This window comes from Paenibacillus sp. FSL R10-2734 (genome assembly GCF_037963865.1).
In the GTDB taxonomy this organism is placed as follows: domain Bacteria; phylum Bacillota; class Bacilli; order Paenibacillales; family Paenibacillaceae; genus Paenibacillus_AQ.
The window spans coordinates 4,089,391-4,106,685 of the sequence record NZ_CP150170.1 but is presented as its reverse complement, the minus strand read 5'-3'; the positions used below and the strand labels follow the sequence as shown (position 1 = coordinate 4,106,685).

Annotated in this window: 11 protein-coding genes; 8 read left to right on the top strand and 3 right to left on the bottom strand. The window is 46.6% G+C overall.

Features of this window, described 5'->3' with window-relative positions:
- Positions 1-304 precede the first annotated feature (304 nt).
- The 3 genes from NSS67_RS17965 to NSS67_RS17955 all read left to right on the top strand — a co-directional run bounded on the left by NSS67_RS17965 (position 305) and on the right by NSS67_RS17955 (position 3,663).
- Entirely contained in the window at positions 305-1,180 is an 876-nt protein-coding gene (locus tag NSS67_RS17965; protein WP_339314877.1) for a copper amine oxidase N-terminal domain-containing protein, read from the top strand.
- A gap of 411 nt (positions 1,181-1,591) precedes the next feature.
- Positions 1,592-2,467, top strand: coding sequence for a LysR family transcriptional regulator (locus NSS67_RS17960; protein ID WP_339314875.1), 876 nt, complete (start codon positions 1,592-1,594; stop codon positions 2,465-2,467).
- Between the two features lie 158 nt (positions 2,468-2,625).
- Complete coding sequence (locus tag NSS67_RS17955) at positions 2,626-3,663, top strand: NADH:flavin oxidoreductase/NADH oxidase (RefSeq protein WP_339314873.1); 1,038 nt, start codon at positions 2,626-2,628, stop codon at positions 3,661-3,663.
- Between the two features lie 641 nt (positions 3,664-4,304).
- On the opposite strand, the gene NSS67_RS17950 is transcribed toward NSS67_RS17955, so the two are convergent.
- Entirely contained in the window at positions 4,305-4,580 is a 276-nt protein-coding gene (locus tag NSS67_RS17950) for a hypothetical protein (protein ID WP_339314871.1), read from the bottom strand.
- Between the two features lie 67 nt (positions 4,581-4,647).
- Positions 4,648-6,993: a helix-turn-helix domain-containing protein gene (locus NSS67_RS17945; protein ID WP_339314870.1), complete on the bottom strand. Its 2,346-nt coding sequence runs from the start codon at positions 6,991-6,993 to the stop codon at positions 4,648-4,650.
- A 290-nt stretch (positions 6,994-7,283) separates the two neighbouring features.
- On the opposite strand from NSS67_RS17945, the gene NSS67_RS17940 reads away from it, so the two are divergent.
- The 4 genes from NSS67_RS17940 to NSS67_RS17925 all read left to right on the top strand — a co-directional run bounded on the left by NSS67_RS17940 (position 7,284) and on the right by NSS67_RS17925 (position 15,328).
- Positions 7,284-8,876 (top strand): extracellular solute-binding protein, encoded by a 1,593-nt coding sequence (locus NSS67_RS17940; RefSeq protein WP_339314868.1) that lies wholly within the window; start codon positions 7,284-7,286, stop codon positions 8,874-8,876.
- A 95-nt stretch (positions 8,877-8,971) separates the two neighbouring features.
- Positions 8,972-9,871 (top strand): ABC transporter permease subunit, encoded by a 900-nt coding sequence (locus tag NSS67_RS17935; RefSeq protein ID WP_339314866.1) that lies wholly within the window; start codon positions 8,972-8,974, stop codon positions 9,869-9,871.
- 19 nt (positions 9,872-9,890) lie between these two features.
- Complete coding sequence (locus NSS67_RS17930) at positions 9,891-10,760, top strand: carbohydrate ABC transporter permease (protein WP_339314864.1); 870 nt, start codon at positions 9,891-9,893, stop codon at positions 10,758-10,760.
- Between the two features lie 56 nt (positions 10,761-10,816).
- Positions 10,817-15,328 (top strand): Ig-like domain-containing protein, encoded by a 4,512-nt coding sequence (locus NSS67_RS17925; RefSeq protein ID WP_339314862.1) that lies wholly within the window; start codon positions 10,817-10,819, stop codon positions 15,326-15,328.
- Between the two features lie 143 nt (positions 15,329-15,471).
- On the opposite strand, the gene NSS67_RS17920 is transcribed toward NSS67_RS17925, so the two are convergent.
- Positions 15,472-16,443, bottom strand: a complete 972-nt coding sequence (locus NSS67_RS17920; RefSeq protein WP_339314860.1) for an alginate lyase family protein — start codon at positions 16,441-16,443, stop codon at positions 15,472-15,474.
- A 40-nt stretch (positions 16,444-16,483) separates the two neighbouring features.
- Here NSS67_RS17920 and NSS67_RS17915 point away from each other — a divergent pair, with 40 nt between their 5' ends.
- Positions 16,484-17,287: a polysaccharide deacetylase family protein gene (locus NSS67_RS17915; RefSeq protein WP_339314858.1), complete on the top strand. Its 804-nt coding sequence runs from the start codon at positions 16,484-16,486 to the stop codon at positions 17,285-17,287.
- Positions 17,288-17,295 lie beyond the last annotated feature (8 nt).

Here is a 17,295-nt window from a genome sequence, read left to right as displayed (position 1 = left end):
CACTTCTGAGATGCCGATGGCTTATGCAGATTGATTCGAAAAAACGGATACGATATAAAACTAAAGGTTGATCTTGTTGAAGATCAGCTTTTTTTTGTTATTCTAATTTTATCATCGAATAGATTTCGTCCTCCATAACCTGGAGAAGTATATCAAGGATACCGCGGAGTTATTCTCGAACGCCGACTCGACAGTCTAATAATATTGGATTATCCTATAAGAATTTGGGTATTAAAATAAATTAAACAGAATAAGGGAGAAAAACGTCTAATATTAAGAAGAATCTATTATGGGAGGTTTTATTATGATGAAAAAATTGACGATTTCCTTATTTGCCTCATCTTTACTTGTGCTTCCAGTAATAACGGTGCCTAGCTTTGCGGCGGATACATACAAACCTACGATTATAAACAACGGCCAAATTAACAACGGTCGAGTTCTCATTCCGATACGAGCTGTTTCAGAAAATTTAGGCGCGAGTGTGGAATGGTTTCAAGCGGAGAAAGAAGTAAAGATTAAAAATGGCGATTCGACCATCTGGCTTGCCGCAAATTTCAAACGTGCAATTATTGAATCACCGCCGACTACAGATAACCCAGATATCCCGCGCCGGGAATATATTGATTTGGATACTGCCACGCAGGTCATTAAAGGAACAACCTATGTTCCGCTACGCTTTGTCGGTCAATCGTTAGGTGCGAATGTCTTATGGAACCAACAATCTAAGCAGGCGACAATGACATTGGGCGGTAAGGGACTCGTTGTCAACATGGAGCAACCATCTATTCAAATCTCTGACCAGCAGAAAATTATGGATTCACAGTTAAAACTACTTTCCGATAAATTAAATCAAGCAGTCGATGTCACTTCAATTAAAAATATTAGTTCCTACTTCAAACCGTACTTTACGGATAAATTAATTAAGTCTATCGTTCAAAATAAAGGCTTGAATACAGCTAGTACCTATGAAGGGCCTGCCTCGTCACCAGTATACATTAGCAAGACTTCAGCCACGCTTTCGCAATCGGTTATATTGGCAAATGGACTAACAGGAGAAGATCAATATGCTGAGGATCGTATGATCACTCTCGTATTTACGAATGGTGTATGGAAGGTCGATAACGTCAGCAAGGGGTTGAGGGTACTAATCTCAGGGTTCTCAGATTTTCAACCTCAATAATTATTCATAGGCTCCTGATATATAGAAGAGCTGATATGGGGAGCTCAAATAGAAACGTTCTGCGAGCAATTCCAGCTTGATATCCTCCCGGAAATTCTGATAGACATAACGGTTCAGCAGAACAAAAGCCTCAGGGTAAAGAATTGCAATCGCTTGTCAACATGGAGATACAGATCATGAGTGCCCTTGAAACGGTTAGTGGTACAGTTGTATCTGTAGCATGCCTATCTGTTATCTGCTGCGGCGAACGTTCCATTTGTCTGCATCGGTTATCGTTTTAAAAGCTTTGATCTCATGCATGGGCGAGTAAAAGTAATTGAGTAAAAGCGAAGAACTTGCTATCTTTTGGGATGAAGTGTTTAAATGATAAGCATAGTCTATCCTGTAATACTTCCGAAAAGAGGGCATCCTATGGTCGATTTCGAATGGTATAGAAGTTTTACCGAAATATATAAACACAATTCCGTATCCGAAGCCGCGAAATCCCGAATTATGACCCAACCTGCGATGAGTCAACATCTTGCTTCCCTTGAGGCGGAAGTTGGGGAACTGTTGTTTACACGCGCCTCTCGAAAGATGATCCCAACCGAACGCGGTAAACAGTTGTATTCACAATTAGCACCGCTCATCGAGTCTTTAGAGGAGGCGACAATGAGTTTGAAATCCCCGTCTCCAACCCTAAAAGTAATGAAAATCGGAGCGTCTCCAGCGATGTTTGTCGAGAAAATCTTGAAACAACTAACGCGTCCCGATTTGAGCACAATCACTTATTTAGGAACAGCAGAGCAATTGTTGGAGATTCTGCAAGATGATCGGGTGGATATCATTATGACTTCCAAAAAAATCGCTACCCCTGGCATTGAATATGTACGATTTATGGAGGAAAACTTTGTAGTCATTGCACCAGCGGGGACAGAGGTTCCGAATACTTCTGATCTGAAGGAAAGGGAGCAGTGGTTGTCTGAGCAACGTTGGTTAAGCTACGGTCTCGAGCTTCCGATTATTCGTAGGTATTGGCGAGAATATTTCAAGAAACGACCGCAAATGAAGCCAGTACATGTTATCCCAAGCTTGCATTTAATATTACGAGCGATCGAAGAAGGAGCAGGGTTTAGCTTGCTACCGACCTATATTTTGGATCAATGTACGCAAAGTGAGCAAAAATGGAAAATGGTCTTTGAGGAAATGAAGATTCCTAACGACTTGCTACTCGGGTACAAATCAAAAAATAAACATTCGCTTGAACTTAACGAATTCATCGAAACGATTATTGAACAAAACAGATGAAACGATTCGCCGTTCATCCTTTGTTTTTCTATAAATATTTTTATACATATTGCTCTATTTTATAATTGGATTAATGAATAATCGTGCGATATACTTCGACTTATAAGAAATATAACGTACTTTTCAATTTAAATCCAAACATAAGGGAGTAGTGCAAAATGGATCATTTATTTACGCAATATAAGCTAAAAGGACTGAAACTAAAAAACCGCGTCGTTATGCCACCAATGTGTCAATATGCTGTTGAGAATAAGGATGGAATCGTAAATGATTGGCATTATAATCACTATGTTAGTCGCGCAATCGGTGGAGCTGGTCTTATCATTATTGAGATGACCGATGTGGAGCCGGATGGTCGAACTACCGATTTCGACCTTGGGATATGGTCTGATGACCATATCGCACCTTTGAAGCGGATCGTTGATGCCTGCCATCAATACGGTGCCAAAGTAGGAATTCAGATTGCTCATGCAGGACGAAAAGCAGAAGATGCCGAAGTACCGGTGGCGCCATCTGCTATTCCTTTCGACGAGAACTCCAAAACGCCTCGTGCTTTGACGACAGATGAGACTAGGGCAATGGTGGAAAAGTTCCAACTAGCTGCAGAACGAGCGATCAAGACAGGTGTGGACACGATTGAACTTCACGCAGCACATGGCTACCTAATACATGAATTTCAATCCCCGTTTACAAATAAACGCACGGACGAATACGGTAAAGACTTGACGTTGTTCGGACAACAAATCATTCGAGCAGTGAAAAGCGTTATGCCAGACCAAATGCCACTCCTTATGCGCATATCCGCGAAGGAATATGTCGACGGTGGTTATGGTATTGAAGAAAGTATCGCATTTTCCAAAGCTTACAAGGATGCTGGCGTAGACCTATTCCATGTCAGCTCCGGCGGTGAAGGTCCGATTGTCGCACAAGAAAAACCAGGTGCAAATGCAGCTTATCAGGTACCATTGGCAAGAGAAATTAGAAATGCACTGAATGTACCCGTCATTGCCGTTGGACGTTTAGATGAGCCGGTATTGGCCAATGCCGTCATTGGTAACGAAGAAGCGGATCTCGTTGCCGTAGGACGTGGTATGTTGCGAAACCCTTATTGGGCACTAGAGGCTGCTACGAAAATAGGAAAAGAAACGCAAATTCCGGGTGTATATGGTGCTGGATTCAGAGACTTAAGTAAGTAACATATATATAGTCAAACAAGAACCCGCGCCAAGCGCGGGTTTTATATAAGATAAGAATTTACATGTTTTGGGGGAAGCGAAGCGTACCCCTTATTTATGATTTACAGATGTTGACACGAGTGAATGGGAAGTAAACACTTACGGACTCAGCACACGCCTCTTTGGGATGTATAACGAGAGCGGACCTTATATCCTCCGAAATGCATGTTTTAGTCGAGCTTACGGACAAATGTATGCGAAAATCCGAATACAATGTGCCGCCGGTAACGTAAACGAGCCGAATGTATGTGATAAACCGAATACAATGTGCCGACGGTAACGTAAACGAGCCAAATGTATGCGAAAAACCGAATACAATGTGCCGACGGTAACGTAAACGAGTCAGCGCCGTTATTCGCCCCAAATCACCCGGAAATGGGCTGTTATTAAGTAATAAGTGCAATACGGTCCGTAAGCGGAACCTCCCTACGAAGGTGTATATGGATACGAGTATGGAATTACGGATGTACTCAGCTTGTAACTCTATTTCCAAGGACGCCGTCAGGCGTTTTTCTTGTTAAGGGACCAAGTTCTTGTCCTTTTTCTCAGGATAAGAACTTGGTCCTATTGCCGATATGATGGGCATTTAAGGCTATGAATTCTTATAATATTTGTACCTTCGCAGAAGGGTAGTGAACGCCCGTGCCGATCACGACAACCTTTGAACCTATTTTGAAAGTAAGTCGTACGCGTGGGATCAAACCATTTTTCCCGGATCTTGCAATTGTAATTTGCGCTTTATCGCTCGTCGCTACATATATTGCTCTACCATTGACGAATGATCTTTTCCAATAAGCATTGAACAAATTCGTTTCTTTCGTCAAATCAGATACAGTGTAATTCGTTCTATTCGTAGCAGCCATACGAATCAACTCCATTTCGCTTCGTTATATCAGCATCATATGCAGCTTGTTCGACCAGGGTCACGCCATTTGTCTCTGTGAATTAGTTAGCCGCTGGCCCTTTACCCTGAGCGAGAAGCTGGTCGGTTGCTTGTTGATGTCTATATTGGCCAGGCGTAAGACCGATTCTGGCTTTAAACATTTTGTTGAAGTAGCTGACATTCGCGTAGCCAATCTCTCGGCAAATCTCTTCTATAGAAGCATTTGACTGCTGCAGCATTTCCATAGCCCGTTTGAGGCGGAGTTGGATCAGATAATCGTTGAGAGTAATCCCCTTGGACTCCTTGAAAATACGGCTGAGATAGGAGGAACTGCGCTGCACGTATTCCGCTACCGTATCCACGGTAATGTTCTTGTTATAATGGCTATCCATATAATCTGTCGCCAACTGCAGAGTTACATCGGTCATTTTGGAACGTTTCTCCCGGTGATAATCGATGATCTTGCCGCAGATAGCGAGCAGGCACTCTTCCATATCCTGCACTGTCTCCGCCCGCGCTAGCGCATCTGTGTATGGTGGCCGTTCGCCGAATACCATGTTCAGCTCGCCACCGGTCTGGACAAGCGTCTTAACAATTTCTCCGCTAAGCTGTACATACAGCTGCTGAATGTTGGCTTTGCCCAGCTTCTGCTCCAGCACGGCCCGAGTGATTTCGCGGATGACCACGATGCACTCATCCATATCAGTCTGTAGCAAGGCCTGTAGAAGCTTCGTTTCTAATATATATGGATAATAATAGGCGCCTTCTTCTGATCTCCATTCATCCTGAATACTGTAAGGGAGTACCTCGCCTTTCCCAATGTAGATCTTAAGCTTTAGGGCTTCCAGCGTATCATTATAAGCGGTACGAACCGCTGCCTTCCCAGAGTGAATTCGGCTGATGGCAATGGTTACGGAGATTTCATATCGAGTGAACACATATTGCTTTAACATTTCTGCTTGTTCATATGGGAAGCTATCATCATCCTCGGGAGGAATAGAGAGAACGATCACGATCCTCCGGCTATCTTTGGCGAAGAGCTCTCCATCGATCTTCGTCTTCAGTTCTTCCATTAGCCCATATTGGAACAGATGGAAGTGAAAGGTGTCATCTGGACCTTTGATTGGATAAGGCTCCTCGAGCTCGAGAGTCAGGATGGTGAAACGGTTGAAATCAAGTCGGAGCCCCAATAGCTCTGCGGCATGTTCTGACTCATGGGCTGTAGGTTCTGTGCTACTGCCTTGAATTAGATCATTTAGATACTTTTCTTTGATCGCTGTTCGGTTGTCGCTGAGCAGTTCACCTACCCGGTGATTTTCCTTTAGTAAGAGTTCCCGATTGCGGCTTATCCGCTCGAAGGACTGTCTGATGAAGCCAGCCTCATCTCCGCGATGTGCGGCTCGTGGGTCTTCGTTTCGGTCCGTCTCCTCCGAGCCTGCTATATAGGAAATTACACGCTGTAGTGGTCGGTATAATCTTCGCGACAAATAATAGGAAGTAACAAAAGCTGCAATAATGTAGGTTAACGCGACGCTCCAGACAATAATTTTAATTCGACTCATACCGTGCAGCAGGGCTGAACGTTCTGTAATATCGACGAATCTCCAACCGGTCATATTCGAAGTGGTGTAAGTGACGATTTGCTCAGAATTCTCGATGTAAGAACCGCTGGGCAACGTCATGCGTTCTGCATCAAGCTGACCTAGCAGCGTCTTTGCTTCTGTGGATTCAGAGAAGAGAAGCGCTCCGTCCTGATCAAGGATCATAGTGCTTCCCTGTGTGCTGCGGTTATGACTGAAGTAGTCGGAGAACAACAGATCGAGCTTCAAATTGATGACGATGGCACCATCGACTTGGCCGATTAGCGGCATTTTCTGAAGAAGTGAGGCAGCCGGTTGCTTAGCAGCAAAGCCGTTTTCACGGCCAGTCACCCAGACGGTTCGCGATTCGGTAGCCTGATTCCACACATCAAGCCAGGAGCGATCTGCAAAGGTAGAGATGGAGGAGGCCTTCACCTCGGGACGTGACGAAAGGACAAGCTTCAGTGGATCATAATATAAATAGATGGAATCGATATAGGGGCTGAGCTGCTGCTGCTTGGCGATAAAGGCGGATAAATCGATAAGGGAGCTGACGGATAGCTTGCCATTAATGATTTTGTACAAATAAGGTTCTGTCATGAGAATGTTATTTACGGCATTTCTGATGGTGGCTAATTCCTTGTGAATCAGCTCTTGCTGCTGAGATTGGATGGATTGATTATACATAATGGAATTACGGACGCTGTTGTCGGCCGAGATCTTGTAAGTTATCGTAGTGATGAGCACGACGGTGATTACGGCGATGGCGGTCAAGGACAGGAGCAGCTTAACGAACATTGAGTTGTTCTTGAAAGTCCAGGTTCCCACATATCCACCCCCTCTTTTAGTAATGGTAGCGTTTACAATATGCTTCTACAGTGAATTATATATCAAATTTGTGATTTAAGGACAGCAGATTATCGAAAAACATACAAAAAACGGAATAACACTATACGTTTAGTACAACCTCGAAAGCCAAAAACACAAAAAGAACGGGATGAGAGGATTGTATCTTAGGCTGGAGGAAGCTATTGTAAAAAATGTAACCGCTCCCAATTAACGCTCGGTTCGTAAGCCGGGTGCGGATCACAATATCCTATATTCAGGGGGAGATTCATTTGCATACAAGAACTAAAAAGATCAGTAATGCCTTTCTAGCAGCGGGCATTGTAGCCAGTATGCTTGCTGGCTGCAGCTCCGGTAACAACACTACTAATAATACGGGAGGGAATACAGCGGCCAGCCCAGATGTAAGCCCAACAGCCACGGAGGAAGTAAAAGAAGCAAAGCCGGTGGAAATCACCTGGGGGATTCATTTCCAGGCAGCCGGCGTAGTGAATGACTCTCCGGTTCAAAAATATCTGGAGGAGAAGTTTAATGTAAAGATTAAACCGGTGAAGGTAACGGATGCCAGCGTTGCCTCCGGGGAGGTTCCGGATATTTTTATGCTCGGCGATCCTTCCAACGTTGTAGCTTATCAGAACCAGGGCGTACTGATGAGCATTGACCCTAACATGCTGAAGGAGAAGATGCCCGAGTATTCCGCAGATATTGCGGAGAAGAGTAAGCTGTTTCAAACGGTAACGATTGATGACCAGCTATGGGGTATTCCAATGTTTATTGATTTGAAGCCATATGACTTTACTATGCTCTGGCGCAAGGATTGGCTGGATAAGGTCGGCATTACGAAAACACCAGAAACTCTGGATGAGTTTGAGAAGGCTGTATACGCCTTTGCCGAGAAAGATCCCGATGGCAACGGGAAGAAGGATACGTACGGCCTAACCGGTACAGCAACCTCAACCTGGTCCTCCGGATTCTATTCCATTTTCGGAGCGTTTGGTGTAGAGCCAACGATGTGGATGGAACGAAACGGCGAAATCATTAACGGTTCCATTATGCCGGAGACCAAGGAAGCTGTGGCTAAGCTACGGCAGTGGTTTGCAGACGGTGTAATTGATCCAGAATTCATTACCGATACACAGGATTCCTACCGTAAGAAGCTCTACAACAATCGCATAGGCGTCATTGAGGAGCAAATTAGCAAGGCAGCACTCCCGACTTCGTCTACGATAAAAGAAATGCAATCCTTGAACCCGGGTGCTGAGCTGGTGATCAGCAACAATCCGGAAGGCCCTGGCGGGGCCGGCACCTGGGATTGGGGGATCAAGAGCAACTTTGTCGTGATCGGCAGCAAAGTGAAAGATCAGCCGGAGAAGCTAGAAAAGCTGTTCGAAATTCTACGAGCACAAAGCAGCGACGAAGAGACCATTAATATGACCAATCTGGGGATAAAGGGCACCCAATGGGATTTTGAGGCGGCCGGAGCGACCTCAGGAGCGACGAAGTTCCTACCGGGCTTCGAGAAGCAGGAACAACGTGACCAGCTCGGCATTCGCTTGTTCTCGCTTGGTAACATTACAACCCAGGCTTATCGGGAGAAATATTCCAATCCGGAGGTAAATGAAGCGATTAAAAAGTATTCCTCTGCTCCGAATTGGACCGATGCTCTGCTGTTCTCAGCGCTGCCTTCCGATGGGAAGTATAAGACTGATCTGACGGCGCTCATGCAAAAATACTTTGCCCAAATCATCACTGGTGAGCTTCCGCTTGACGATTTCGATAAATTCGTAACGGAGTGGAAGGCCAAAGGCGGCGACGAGCTGACCAAGGAAGCGAATGAGATGTACCAAGCACAGTTTAAAAAATAACCCGAGCTAGGGCTATATCGCCCGCAAAGTCTATAACGGTTCTTGCGGGCGATATAGGTCCGGCGCTTCGGTTTCGAAGGAAGAGGAAATGCGGTATGAAAACGATTAGAAAACACGGAGAATTGCTTGTATTGTTTTTTTTCGCCTTTGCATTCTTCTTAGTGTTTAAATATGGCCCCTTATATGGCGTAGTTATCGCCTTCAAGGATTTCCGAGTGGTAGATGGAATATGGGGAAGCCCATGGGTGGGATTCCAGCATTTTCAGGAGCTGTTCCAGAATAACGATTTCTATCGCTTGCTTAAGAATACACTGCTTTTAAATATTTATCAGCTGCTCTTTGCTTTTCCGGCCCCAATTATTCTAGCGATCTTGCTGAACGAGGTGCGGTCCCGCAATTTCCAGAGGTTCATTCAGACGACGATGTACCTGCCACACTTTGTATCTTGGGTCATCATGTCTGGACTGATCATCTATTTCCTCTCACCGACCTCCGGGATTGCTGGCGAAATCATGGGCTGGTTCGGTATGGAACCGATCTTCTTTATGGGTAAGAAGGAATATTTCCGTTCCATCGTGGTCGCGACCTCCATTCTGAAGGATTTGGGCTGGGGCTCGATCATCTACTTCGCTGCCTTATCAGGAATTAATCCGGAGATGCAGGAATCGGCCATCATCGACGGAGCCAACCGCTGGCAGCGGATTATCCGCATTAATATTCCATCGATCATGCCGACTATAGCGATTATGTTTATCTTAAGTCTGGGCGGCTTCTTAAGTGCTAATTTTGAACAAATCATTAATCTACTCAATCCGGTCACCTATGAAACTGGAGATGTGATTGATACTTACGTCTACCGGGTGGGACTGCAGCAATTCCAATATAGCTACACGGCGGCCATTGGTTTGTTCAAGTCACTTGTGGGTCTACTGCTTATTCTTGGGGCCAATTTGACTGTACGAAAGATGAGCCGTGGGGAGAGCGGGCTATGGTAAGTTCAGGAGGTAATCTGTCATGAAGGTCAAAGGCTGGAAAAATCAAATTGCCCCAGGCATCATTTATATCATGCTATTGTTGCTAGCGCTCGTCGTTGTGTACCCATTCATTCACGTCATATCTGTCTCCTTTAGTGGACGGGGTGAAGCGCTGCGGAGCGGCTTTCACTTCTTTCCACGAGATGTCGAATTGAACTCGTACAAGGAGTTACTGGAATATCCGGCGATCTGGTCGGGCTATGTCAATACGCTATTTCGCATGGTGGTAGGGACGGCGTTAACCCTTCTGGTCACCATCTGTGCTGCTTATCCGCTTTCTCGTCCTGATTTCCCAATGAAGCGTGGGCTTGTCCTGCTGCTGCTATTCACGATGATCTTCGACGGGGGGATTGTGCCCCATTATTTGTTGATGAAGGAGCTGCATCTCCTCAATTCATTATGGGTGTATGTTCTTCCTACAGCAGCCAATGCGTTTCAGGTACTGGTGATGATCTCCTTCTTCCGCTCGATTCCAGATGCGCTGGTCGAAGCTGCACGCATCGATGGGGCTCGGGATTTACGCATTCTATTTCGTATTATGCTGCCGCTATCGATCCCATCCCTTGTAACCATCGGGTTATGGTCGATGGTACACCACATCAATGCTTTTATGGACAATCTGATTTATGTTACCGACCAATCCAAGTATGTGCTGCAACTAGTGGTCCGGCAAATTCTAATCGAGGATCAGCTAGGTGCATTTACAACGGCGACGGACATTACTCCGCCCGCGCCGGAGAGTCTGAAAATGGCGGCAGTGGTCGTCTGCTCTTTACCCGTAATCGTGGTATATCCATTTTTACTGAAATATTTTGAGAAAGGTACGATGATCGGATCGGTAAAAGGCTAGGGACAAGAATAACGTAGTTTATGAAGAATCATCCTGATAAGGAGGAATTCAGAAGCATGATAAGAAGAGGGATCTTGGTGTTATGGGTCGTCGTCTTGTTATTGGGAGGGCTATCGGTTCCGGAAGCGTATGCTGAAGAACCGGAGAGCTCTGGTACTGTTTTCTATATATCGGTTGATGGAAATGACAACAATCCCGGGACGAAAGCAGCTCCCTTTCAATCTCTGGAGAAGGCCAGGGATACTATTCGGCAGCTGAAGCAGGATTCCGGGCTGCCGGAAGGCGGCGTTACCGTCTATCTGCGAGGCGGGACTTATAATCGAAGTGTAAGCTTCCTATTGGAGGAAGAGGATTCAGGTACGGCGGATAAGCGGATTACCTACAAAGCGTATCCAGGTGAAAGTGTGCGGCTTAATGGTGCACAGGAGCTGCAAAAGAGCTGGTTCACTCCGGTCACCGAACAGTCCGTCTTGGATCGGATCATCAGCACGGAGGCTAGAACGAAGGTATTGCAGGTTGACTTGGCAGAGCATGGCATTTCCGATTACGGTGTGTTAAGCCGGCACGGATATTACAAGGCCAATGATGTTAGTCAGGTTCCCCCGATGGAGCTGTATGTCGACGGGCAAGGCATGACGCTCGCTCGCTGGCCTAACAAAGGAACGGTCCAGATGGGTACCATTATTGACCCCGGTCCGACACGGAGCAGTGCGGATTTGCAGACTCGTGGCGGTACCTTTAAGTACACGTACGAAAGACCGGATCTCTGGACACAGGCAGATGATATTTGGTTGGACGGGATTTTTGGATACAGCTGGGAATGGTCATATAACAAAATCGCCGCTATCGACACGACCAGCAAAACGATTACACTGGCTTACGGAGAAATGAGCGGTCTGTTCACCAACTGGTACCCGGATTTCCATTTTGCCCAGAACCTGTTGGAAGAGATCGATATGCCGGGAGAGTACTATATTGATCGCGGCCAAGGTCATCTCTATTTTATGCCAACAGCCTCGTTTGCTGGTAATCAGCCCGAAATTTCGGTTACCATGCTGAAGACCCCGATGATTAACGCCGTCAATGCGTCGTATGTAAACTTCGAGGATCTAACCTTGGAGAATGGCCGGGACTCCGCAGTGGTCATTATGGGTGGCAACAGCATCCAATTGATTCACTGCGAAATTCGCAATTTCACGAACGGTGGGGTGTTGATAAATACGCAAAGCCGGTGGCTGTACAACGATTTCGCTAAGGCAACAGGAGTAAATCACAAAGTCATCAGCTCCCATATCCATCATATCGGGGGTACGGGCGTCATTCTGAACGGTGGGGATAAGCAAACCCTGGTGCCAGGCAACAACGCGGTGGAGAACAGTCATATTCATGATTTTGCCTACTACCATAAGGCTTATAACCCTAGTGTGATCCTGACTGGAGCCGGAAATCGGGTCTCGCATAACGAGATTCATGACGCGCCTCATCCCGGACTTCTGATCTTCGGTAACGATCATCTGGTCGAGTACAACAACATTTATGATGTCTGCAAAACATTCTCCGATCTAGGTGCCATCTATATGAATCTGGGCGCATCCCCACAGGAGCGGGGCTCGGTCATTCGCAGGAATTATTTTCATAATATCGGGGAAGGCAAGGCTGGCGTCCAAGGCGTCTATCCGGATAACTTCACCATGGGCATTACTATAGAAGAAAATATTTTTGACCAAATGGGAAACTCTGCGGTGTTAAATAACGGAGGGGCGCATATTCGCACCCGCAACAACATCTTTATCGATGCCAAGGTACCGTATGAATACTCGGATATGTATTTGGGCGACAAACCAGAGCAGCAGATCTCCAAGAACTACATGCAGCCATGGCATGCATTGTTTGAACGTAACAACAACTTTGAAGGGAAGCCGCATTTGGTGAAATATCCTGAGCTGGCAAATTTCTTCACAGAAAACCGCTATTACCCTGATACCAACACATTCCAGAACAATGTAATTTATAACCCGACAAGGACAAGAAGCAGCACCACAAATGCGCAAGGAGCCTATGACAAGTTAAATCTGGTTCAATACGCGAACAACTGGGTGACGGATCATGATCCCGGCTTTGTCGACCTTGCGGGTGGCAATCTGAATTTGCAGACGGATGCAGAGGTATTCCAGCAGATTCCGGGCTTCCAAGCGATCCCGTTTAGCGAGATTGGTATTATAGGCAAAGCCGGTCCTTATCTGGCTCCTGACAACATTCCTGTTCAGGGTATTCAATTGTACGACGAGAGCGTAACCATCGGTATTGGGAAGTCATATATCTTGTATTCGGCGGTTCTCCCTTGGAATGCGACAAATGCAGAACTGCAATACACCTCCAGTAATCCTTCCGTAGTCAAGGTGGATGCGAATGGCAAGCTGAAAGGGGTTAATCTGGGGAGCGCCACCGTTACCGTTGTCTCCGCCGAGAACCCTCTGTTCAGTGACGAGGTGCAGGTAACCGTCGAAATTGGGGACGGCATTATGGATGATACGAATTTCGAGAATGGACGTAATAGCTGGCCGAGCGACCCGAACCGCAGCATTGTCGAGGTTGAGGGCGGTAACCACATGTATAAGCTGCTTAAAGGAGCAACGACTCTGAATGAAAATGATTATACCGATTATGAGTTGACCTTTAAATTGAAGACGCCACAGGTAATACCTGATGCAGCTACGTTCTATGTGTTTGATCGACTGAATACGAGTGGCAACGGAGGCCGGATCGGGTATCGTAAATATGCGGACGGAACCTCCGAATGGGTTCTTTATAACTCCGTTTGGGCTACCGTCAAGCAGAACAAACTGTCTGCCCCCGATCTGCAGCCGAATACTTTGTATAACGTGAAGATCATCGTCAAAGGCGCAGACATTAGCGTCTATCTCAATAACAAGCTTAAGCTAAAGGTTACTGATCCGACGTTCAACGCCTCTGGTAAGGTAGGATTTTACGCCGGTGGCTTCAGCGAGCTGTGGTTTGATGATATCCGCTTCAACGTTCCTAAGACAGAGCTGTCAGGATTGCTGCTCGGAGAGAGCAGCATCAATATGGTGGCAGGCGAGCAGCATCTGTTTCCAGTCCAATTTGACCCATCAGATGCCGTTAACCGAGATGTGGTCTGGCAATCATCACAACCTAACGTTGCCTCTGTCGATACTAACGGCTTGGTCACTGCTCTTAGCACGGGCGAAGCAGTTATTACAGTGACTTCGGTTGATAATCCGTATGCTACAGCTTCCGTCCAGATTCATGTATCGGATGTAATGCTGTTTACGAATTTTGATTCGGGGGCCGGCGGTTGGCCCGTAGATCCGAATCGCAGTATTGTTACGGTGAACAGCAATAAGAAATATAAGTTGCTCAAAGGCGCATCCGCTCTGCACTCAAAGCAATTTTCGGATTATGATCTGACCTTTACACTGAAGACCCCAACGATTATGCCGGAGTTAGGAACACTCTACGTGTATGATCGCGCCATCTCTAGCAACTCGGGCAAAGTCGCCTACAAGAAACTGGCGGACGGCACTTCGCAATGGATTCTTTACAATTCGGCATGGACCGCTTTGAAGACAGTGAACCTGCCTAATGTTGATCTGCAGCCGGATACGGAGTATACGCTGCGCATTTTGGTCGATGGCTCCGAGATCAGTGTGTACCTTAACGGTGAGCTGAGATTGCAGGGTTCGAATCCCACTCATAATGCATCGGGAACGGTAGGTCTTTATGTAGGTGGATTCAGTGAAATCTGGTTCGACGATATCAAGTTTACGCAGATTGACCGGACCGCTCCAGAAACGACAGCAGTAATCGAGCCGGCAGAACCGGATGGCACTGACGGCTGGTATACCCAGCCCGTAACGGTTAGCCTGAATTCTCCAGATGCCGGATCAGGGGTCACATCTACCGTGTATAGCGTGGATGGAGGCAGTAATTGGCTGACCTACCAGGGTGACATAACCTTTGGCCAGAACGGACAACACTCCTTACTCTACCGCTCACTTGATCTCGCCGGAAATACCGAGGAGGCGAAGAGCCTGGAATTCAAGCTGGATACAGCGGCGCCCGACCTTTCTGTAGGAGGACTCAATGATACGGAGTATGCGAATACAGGCTCGCTGATTTTGTCTTGGAATGCCACCGATGAATTATCAGGGCTCGATCCTACGAAGACAACCACACTGCTGGATGGCAGCGAAGTAGAGCAGGGAGAAGAGGTGCCATTATATATGCTCTCCTTGGGAACCCATACCTTTACTGTATCTGTCAGTGACAAGGCGGGGCATGTGCAGCAATCCAATATTACATTCTCTACCTATACGGATTTGGAGTCGCTAAAGAACTTGGTCAATCTCTTTAGAGAGAAGTCCTGGATCGACAGTACAGGTATTGCCAACAGCCTGGTCGTTAAGCTGGAGCATGGTCAAGTTGAAGCATTCCTACATCAGGTTGAGGCTCAAAGCGGGAAACATATTACGGCTGAAGCGGCCGCTTACCTGCTCCGGGATGGGCAGTCGTTAGCCGACGGGTAAATAAGAAGAAACGACGCTGTCGTCTTTTAAAGACGATAAACGTTTCTCGTAAAATATAAGGATAAAGTATTGTGTAAAACTTATACTTTCTTATATTTCGAGAGAAAGGCCTTTCCGGGAAATGAGTGGAAAGGCCTTTCTTTTTACTTGTTGCTTCTCGCTTGTAATTCCGGGTATACCCACGAGTACGAATGATAATACCCACTATTGATGTTGAGATTGCCTTTAATTGGACGGTAGGGAGCGACGAAGCGTTCATAAACTGGATTGTCGTACACTTCGCTCATAGCCTCTATTAAATCAAGCGGCCAAGTACTAGCTGCGAGCTGTGCCGGGAAGATTGGCTCGTCGTCATATGGCCATTCCTCCAGGCGCCCATCGACATAATAGAAGAAGCGCTCCAGTGCGGTCTTTAGACTCTTGCCATTTGGCGAAATCCAGTGAAATAAATCCTCGCCTGTCATTTCTAGAATCTGCTTCGCAGCTGCTGTGGCGGGTGCGAGAGCGAAGTAATGGTACCATAAAGAATGTTTGCCTCTCAGTGTTTCTTCAGGGATAAAGCCTTCAAGGGATAAGGACGAATCTAGATGCTCTTTGAAGAGAGTAACCTCGCCTTCGAAGCCAGCTTTGTCTCCCAGATAGCGGAATAAGCATAATTGAGCATATAGGCTCCAAGTCCACCAGTTGTTTCGGAGCGGAATGCGGTCCCATTCCGGCAAGCATACATGAGTCAGCCACGCGGCGAACAGCGCTTGTTCATCGGGGCTCCAGCCGGAAAAATCCGCAATCCACTCCGCCGCCTGAATAAGTCCGACGCCAAGATAGGCAGATACTAGCGGTCCATCTGGTCCGGTAATTTCTTCGTTGGTCTCTGCCCAGTTCATAAGTATTTCCTTTGCTTTTTCCGCATAGGTCGTGTTACCAGTTAGTCGGTAGGCCAGTGCCGTGGTATAGGCTGTTCGGGCGTCCGCTTCCATCCATCGTTTCGCTGCCTTGTGGCCGGCTGTATCGAAATAATAGCCGGGAATATCCCATGTGGAGGCGGCATGACCGACAGCAGAGAGACTTTCGTTAGCTTCTTGGAGCAGAAGGTCAAGTGCAGTTAATGGTTTCATATACAATCAGCCTTTCTAGATTATTTATGGAGGAATATATATGTTGCGAATTCGCTTTGATTGCTTTCCAGGCGGAGTGCATAAAGCGCTCACACTTAGCTATGATGACGGACGGATTCATGATAGAAGACTTGTAGAGAAGTGTAACCAATACGGTCTGAAAGGGACCTTTCATTTAAATAGCGGTAGGCTCGATGAAGAAGACTTCGTTACACGAGAGGAAGTAGCTTCGCTATATCAAGGTCATGAGGTATCAACTCATACCGTGAATCACCCGTTTCTTGAACAATCACCAGTAGAACAGATGGTAACAGAAATTATGGAAGATCGAAAGACGCTGGAGGCTCTCGTCAACTATCCTGTTCGCGGCTTAAGCTATCCTTTTGGCACCTCTAACGATCAGCTCGTTGCGCTGCTGCCCTCGCTTGGTATTGAATATGCCCGGACCGCAGTAAGACAAGGTGGCTATGATATGCCGACAGACTTCTTAAGATGGCATCCAACCTGTCATCATCACCAGATGGTGGAGCACGCACAGCGGTTTGTGGCTTTGAAGCAACGTCATACGAAGCTGGCTTTACTCTACATTTATGGCCACAGCTATGAATTTGCCAACAATGATAATTGGGAGCTCCTCGACCAGCTCGGTGAAGTTGTGGCCGGGAATCCACAGATTTGGTTTGCTACGAATGCGGAGATCGTGTCATATATGCGTGCCTTACAGCAGCTGCGGTTTTCCGCTGATTGCCGAATGGTGCATAACCCCACCGCACAAAATGTATGGATCAGAGTGGAGGCAGATACAGTAGAGCTGCCGGCTGGTCAAATCACCGTGCTCGGTTAGAGCACCAA

Coding starts and splice junctions, on each gene's coding strand:
- NSS67_RS17965 (WP_339314877.1), top strand. CDS start 305: ATGATGAAAAAATTGACGATTTCCTTATTTGCCTCATCTTTACTTGTG.
- NSS67_RS17960 (WP_339314875.1), top strand. CDS start 1,592: ATGGTCGATTTCGAATGGTATAGAAGTTTTACCGAAATATATAAACAC.
- NSS67_RS17955 (WP_339314873.1), top strand. CDS start 2,626: ATGGATCATTTATTTACGCAATATAAGCTAAAAGGACTGAAACTAAAA.
- NSS67_RS17950 (WP_339314871.1), bottom strand. CDS start 4,580: ATGGAGTTGATTCGTATGGCTGCTACGAATAGAACGAATTACACTGTA.
- NSS67_RS17935 (WP_339314866.1), top strand. CDS start 8,972: ATGAAAACGATTAGAAAACACGGAGAATTGCTTGTATTGTTTTTTTTC.
- NSS67_RS17930 (WP_339314864.1), top strand. CDS start 9,891: ATGAAGGTCAAAGGCTGGAAAAATCAAATTGCCCCAGGCATCATTTAT.
- NSS67_RS17925 (WP_339314862.1), top strand. CDS start 10,817: ATGATAAGAAGAGGGATCTTGGTGTTATGGGTCGTCGTCTTGTTATTG.
- NSS67_RS17920 (WP_339314860.1), bottom strand. CDS start 16,443: ATGAAACCATTAACTGCACTTGACCTTCTGCTCCAAGAAGCTAACGAA.
- NSS67_RS17915 (WP_339314858.1), top strand. CDS start 16,484: ATGTTGCGAATTCGCTTTGATTGCTTTCCAGGCGGAGTGCATAAAGCG.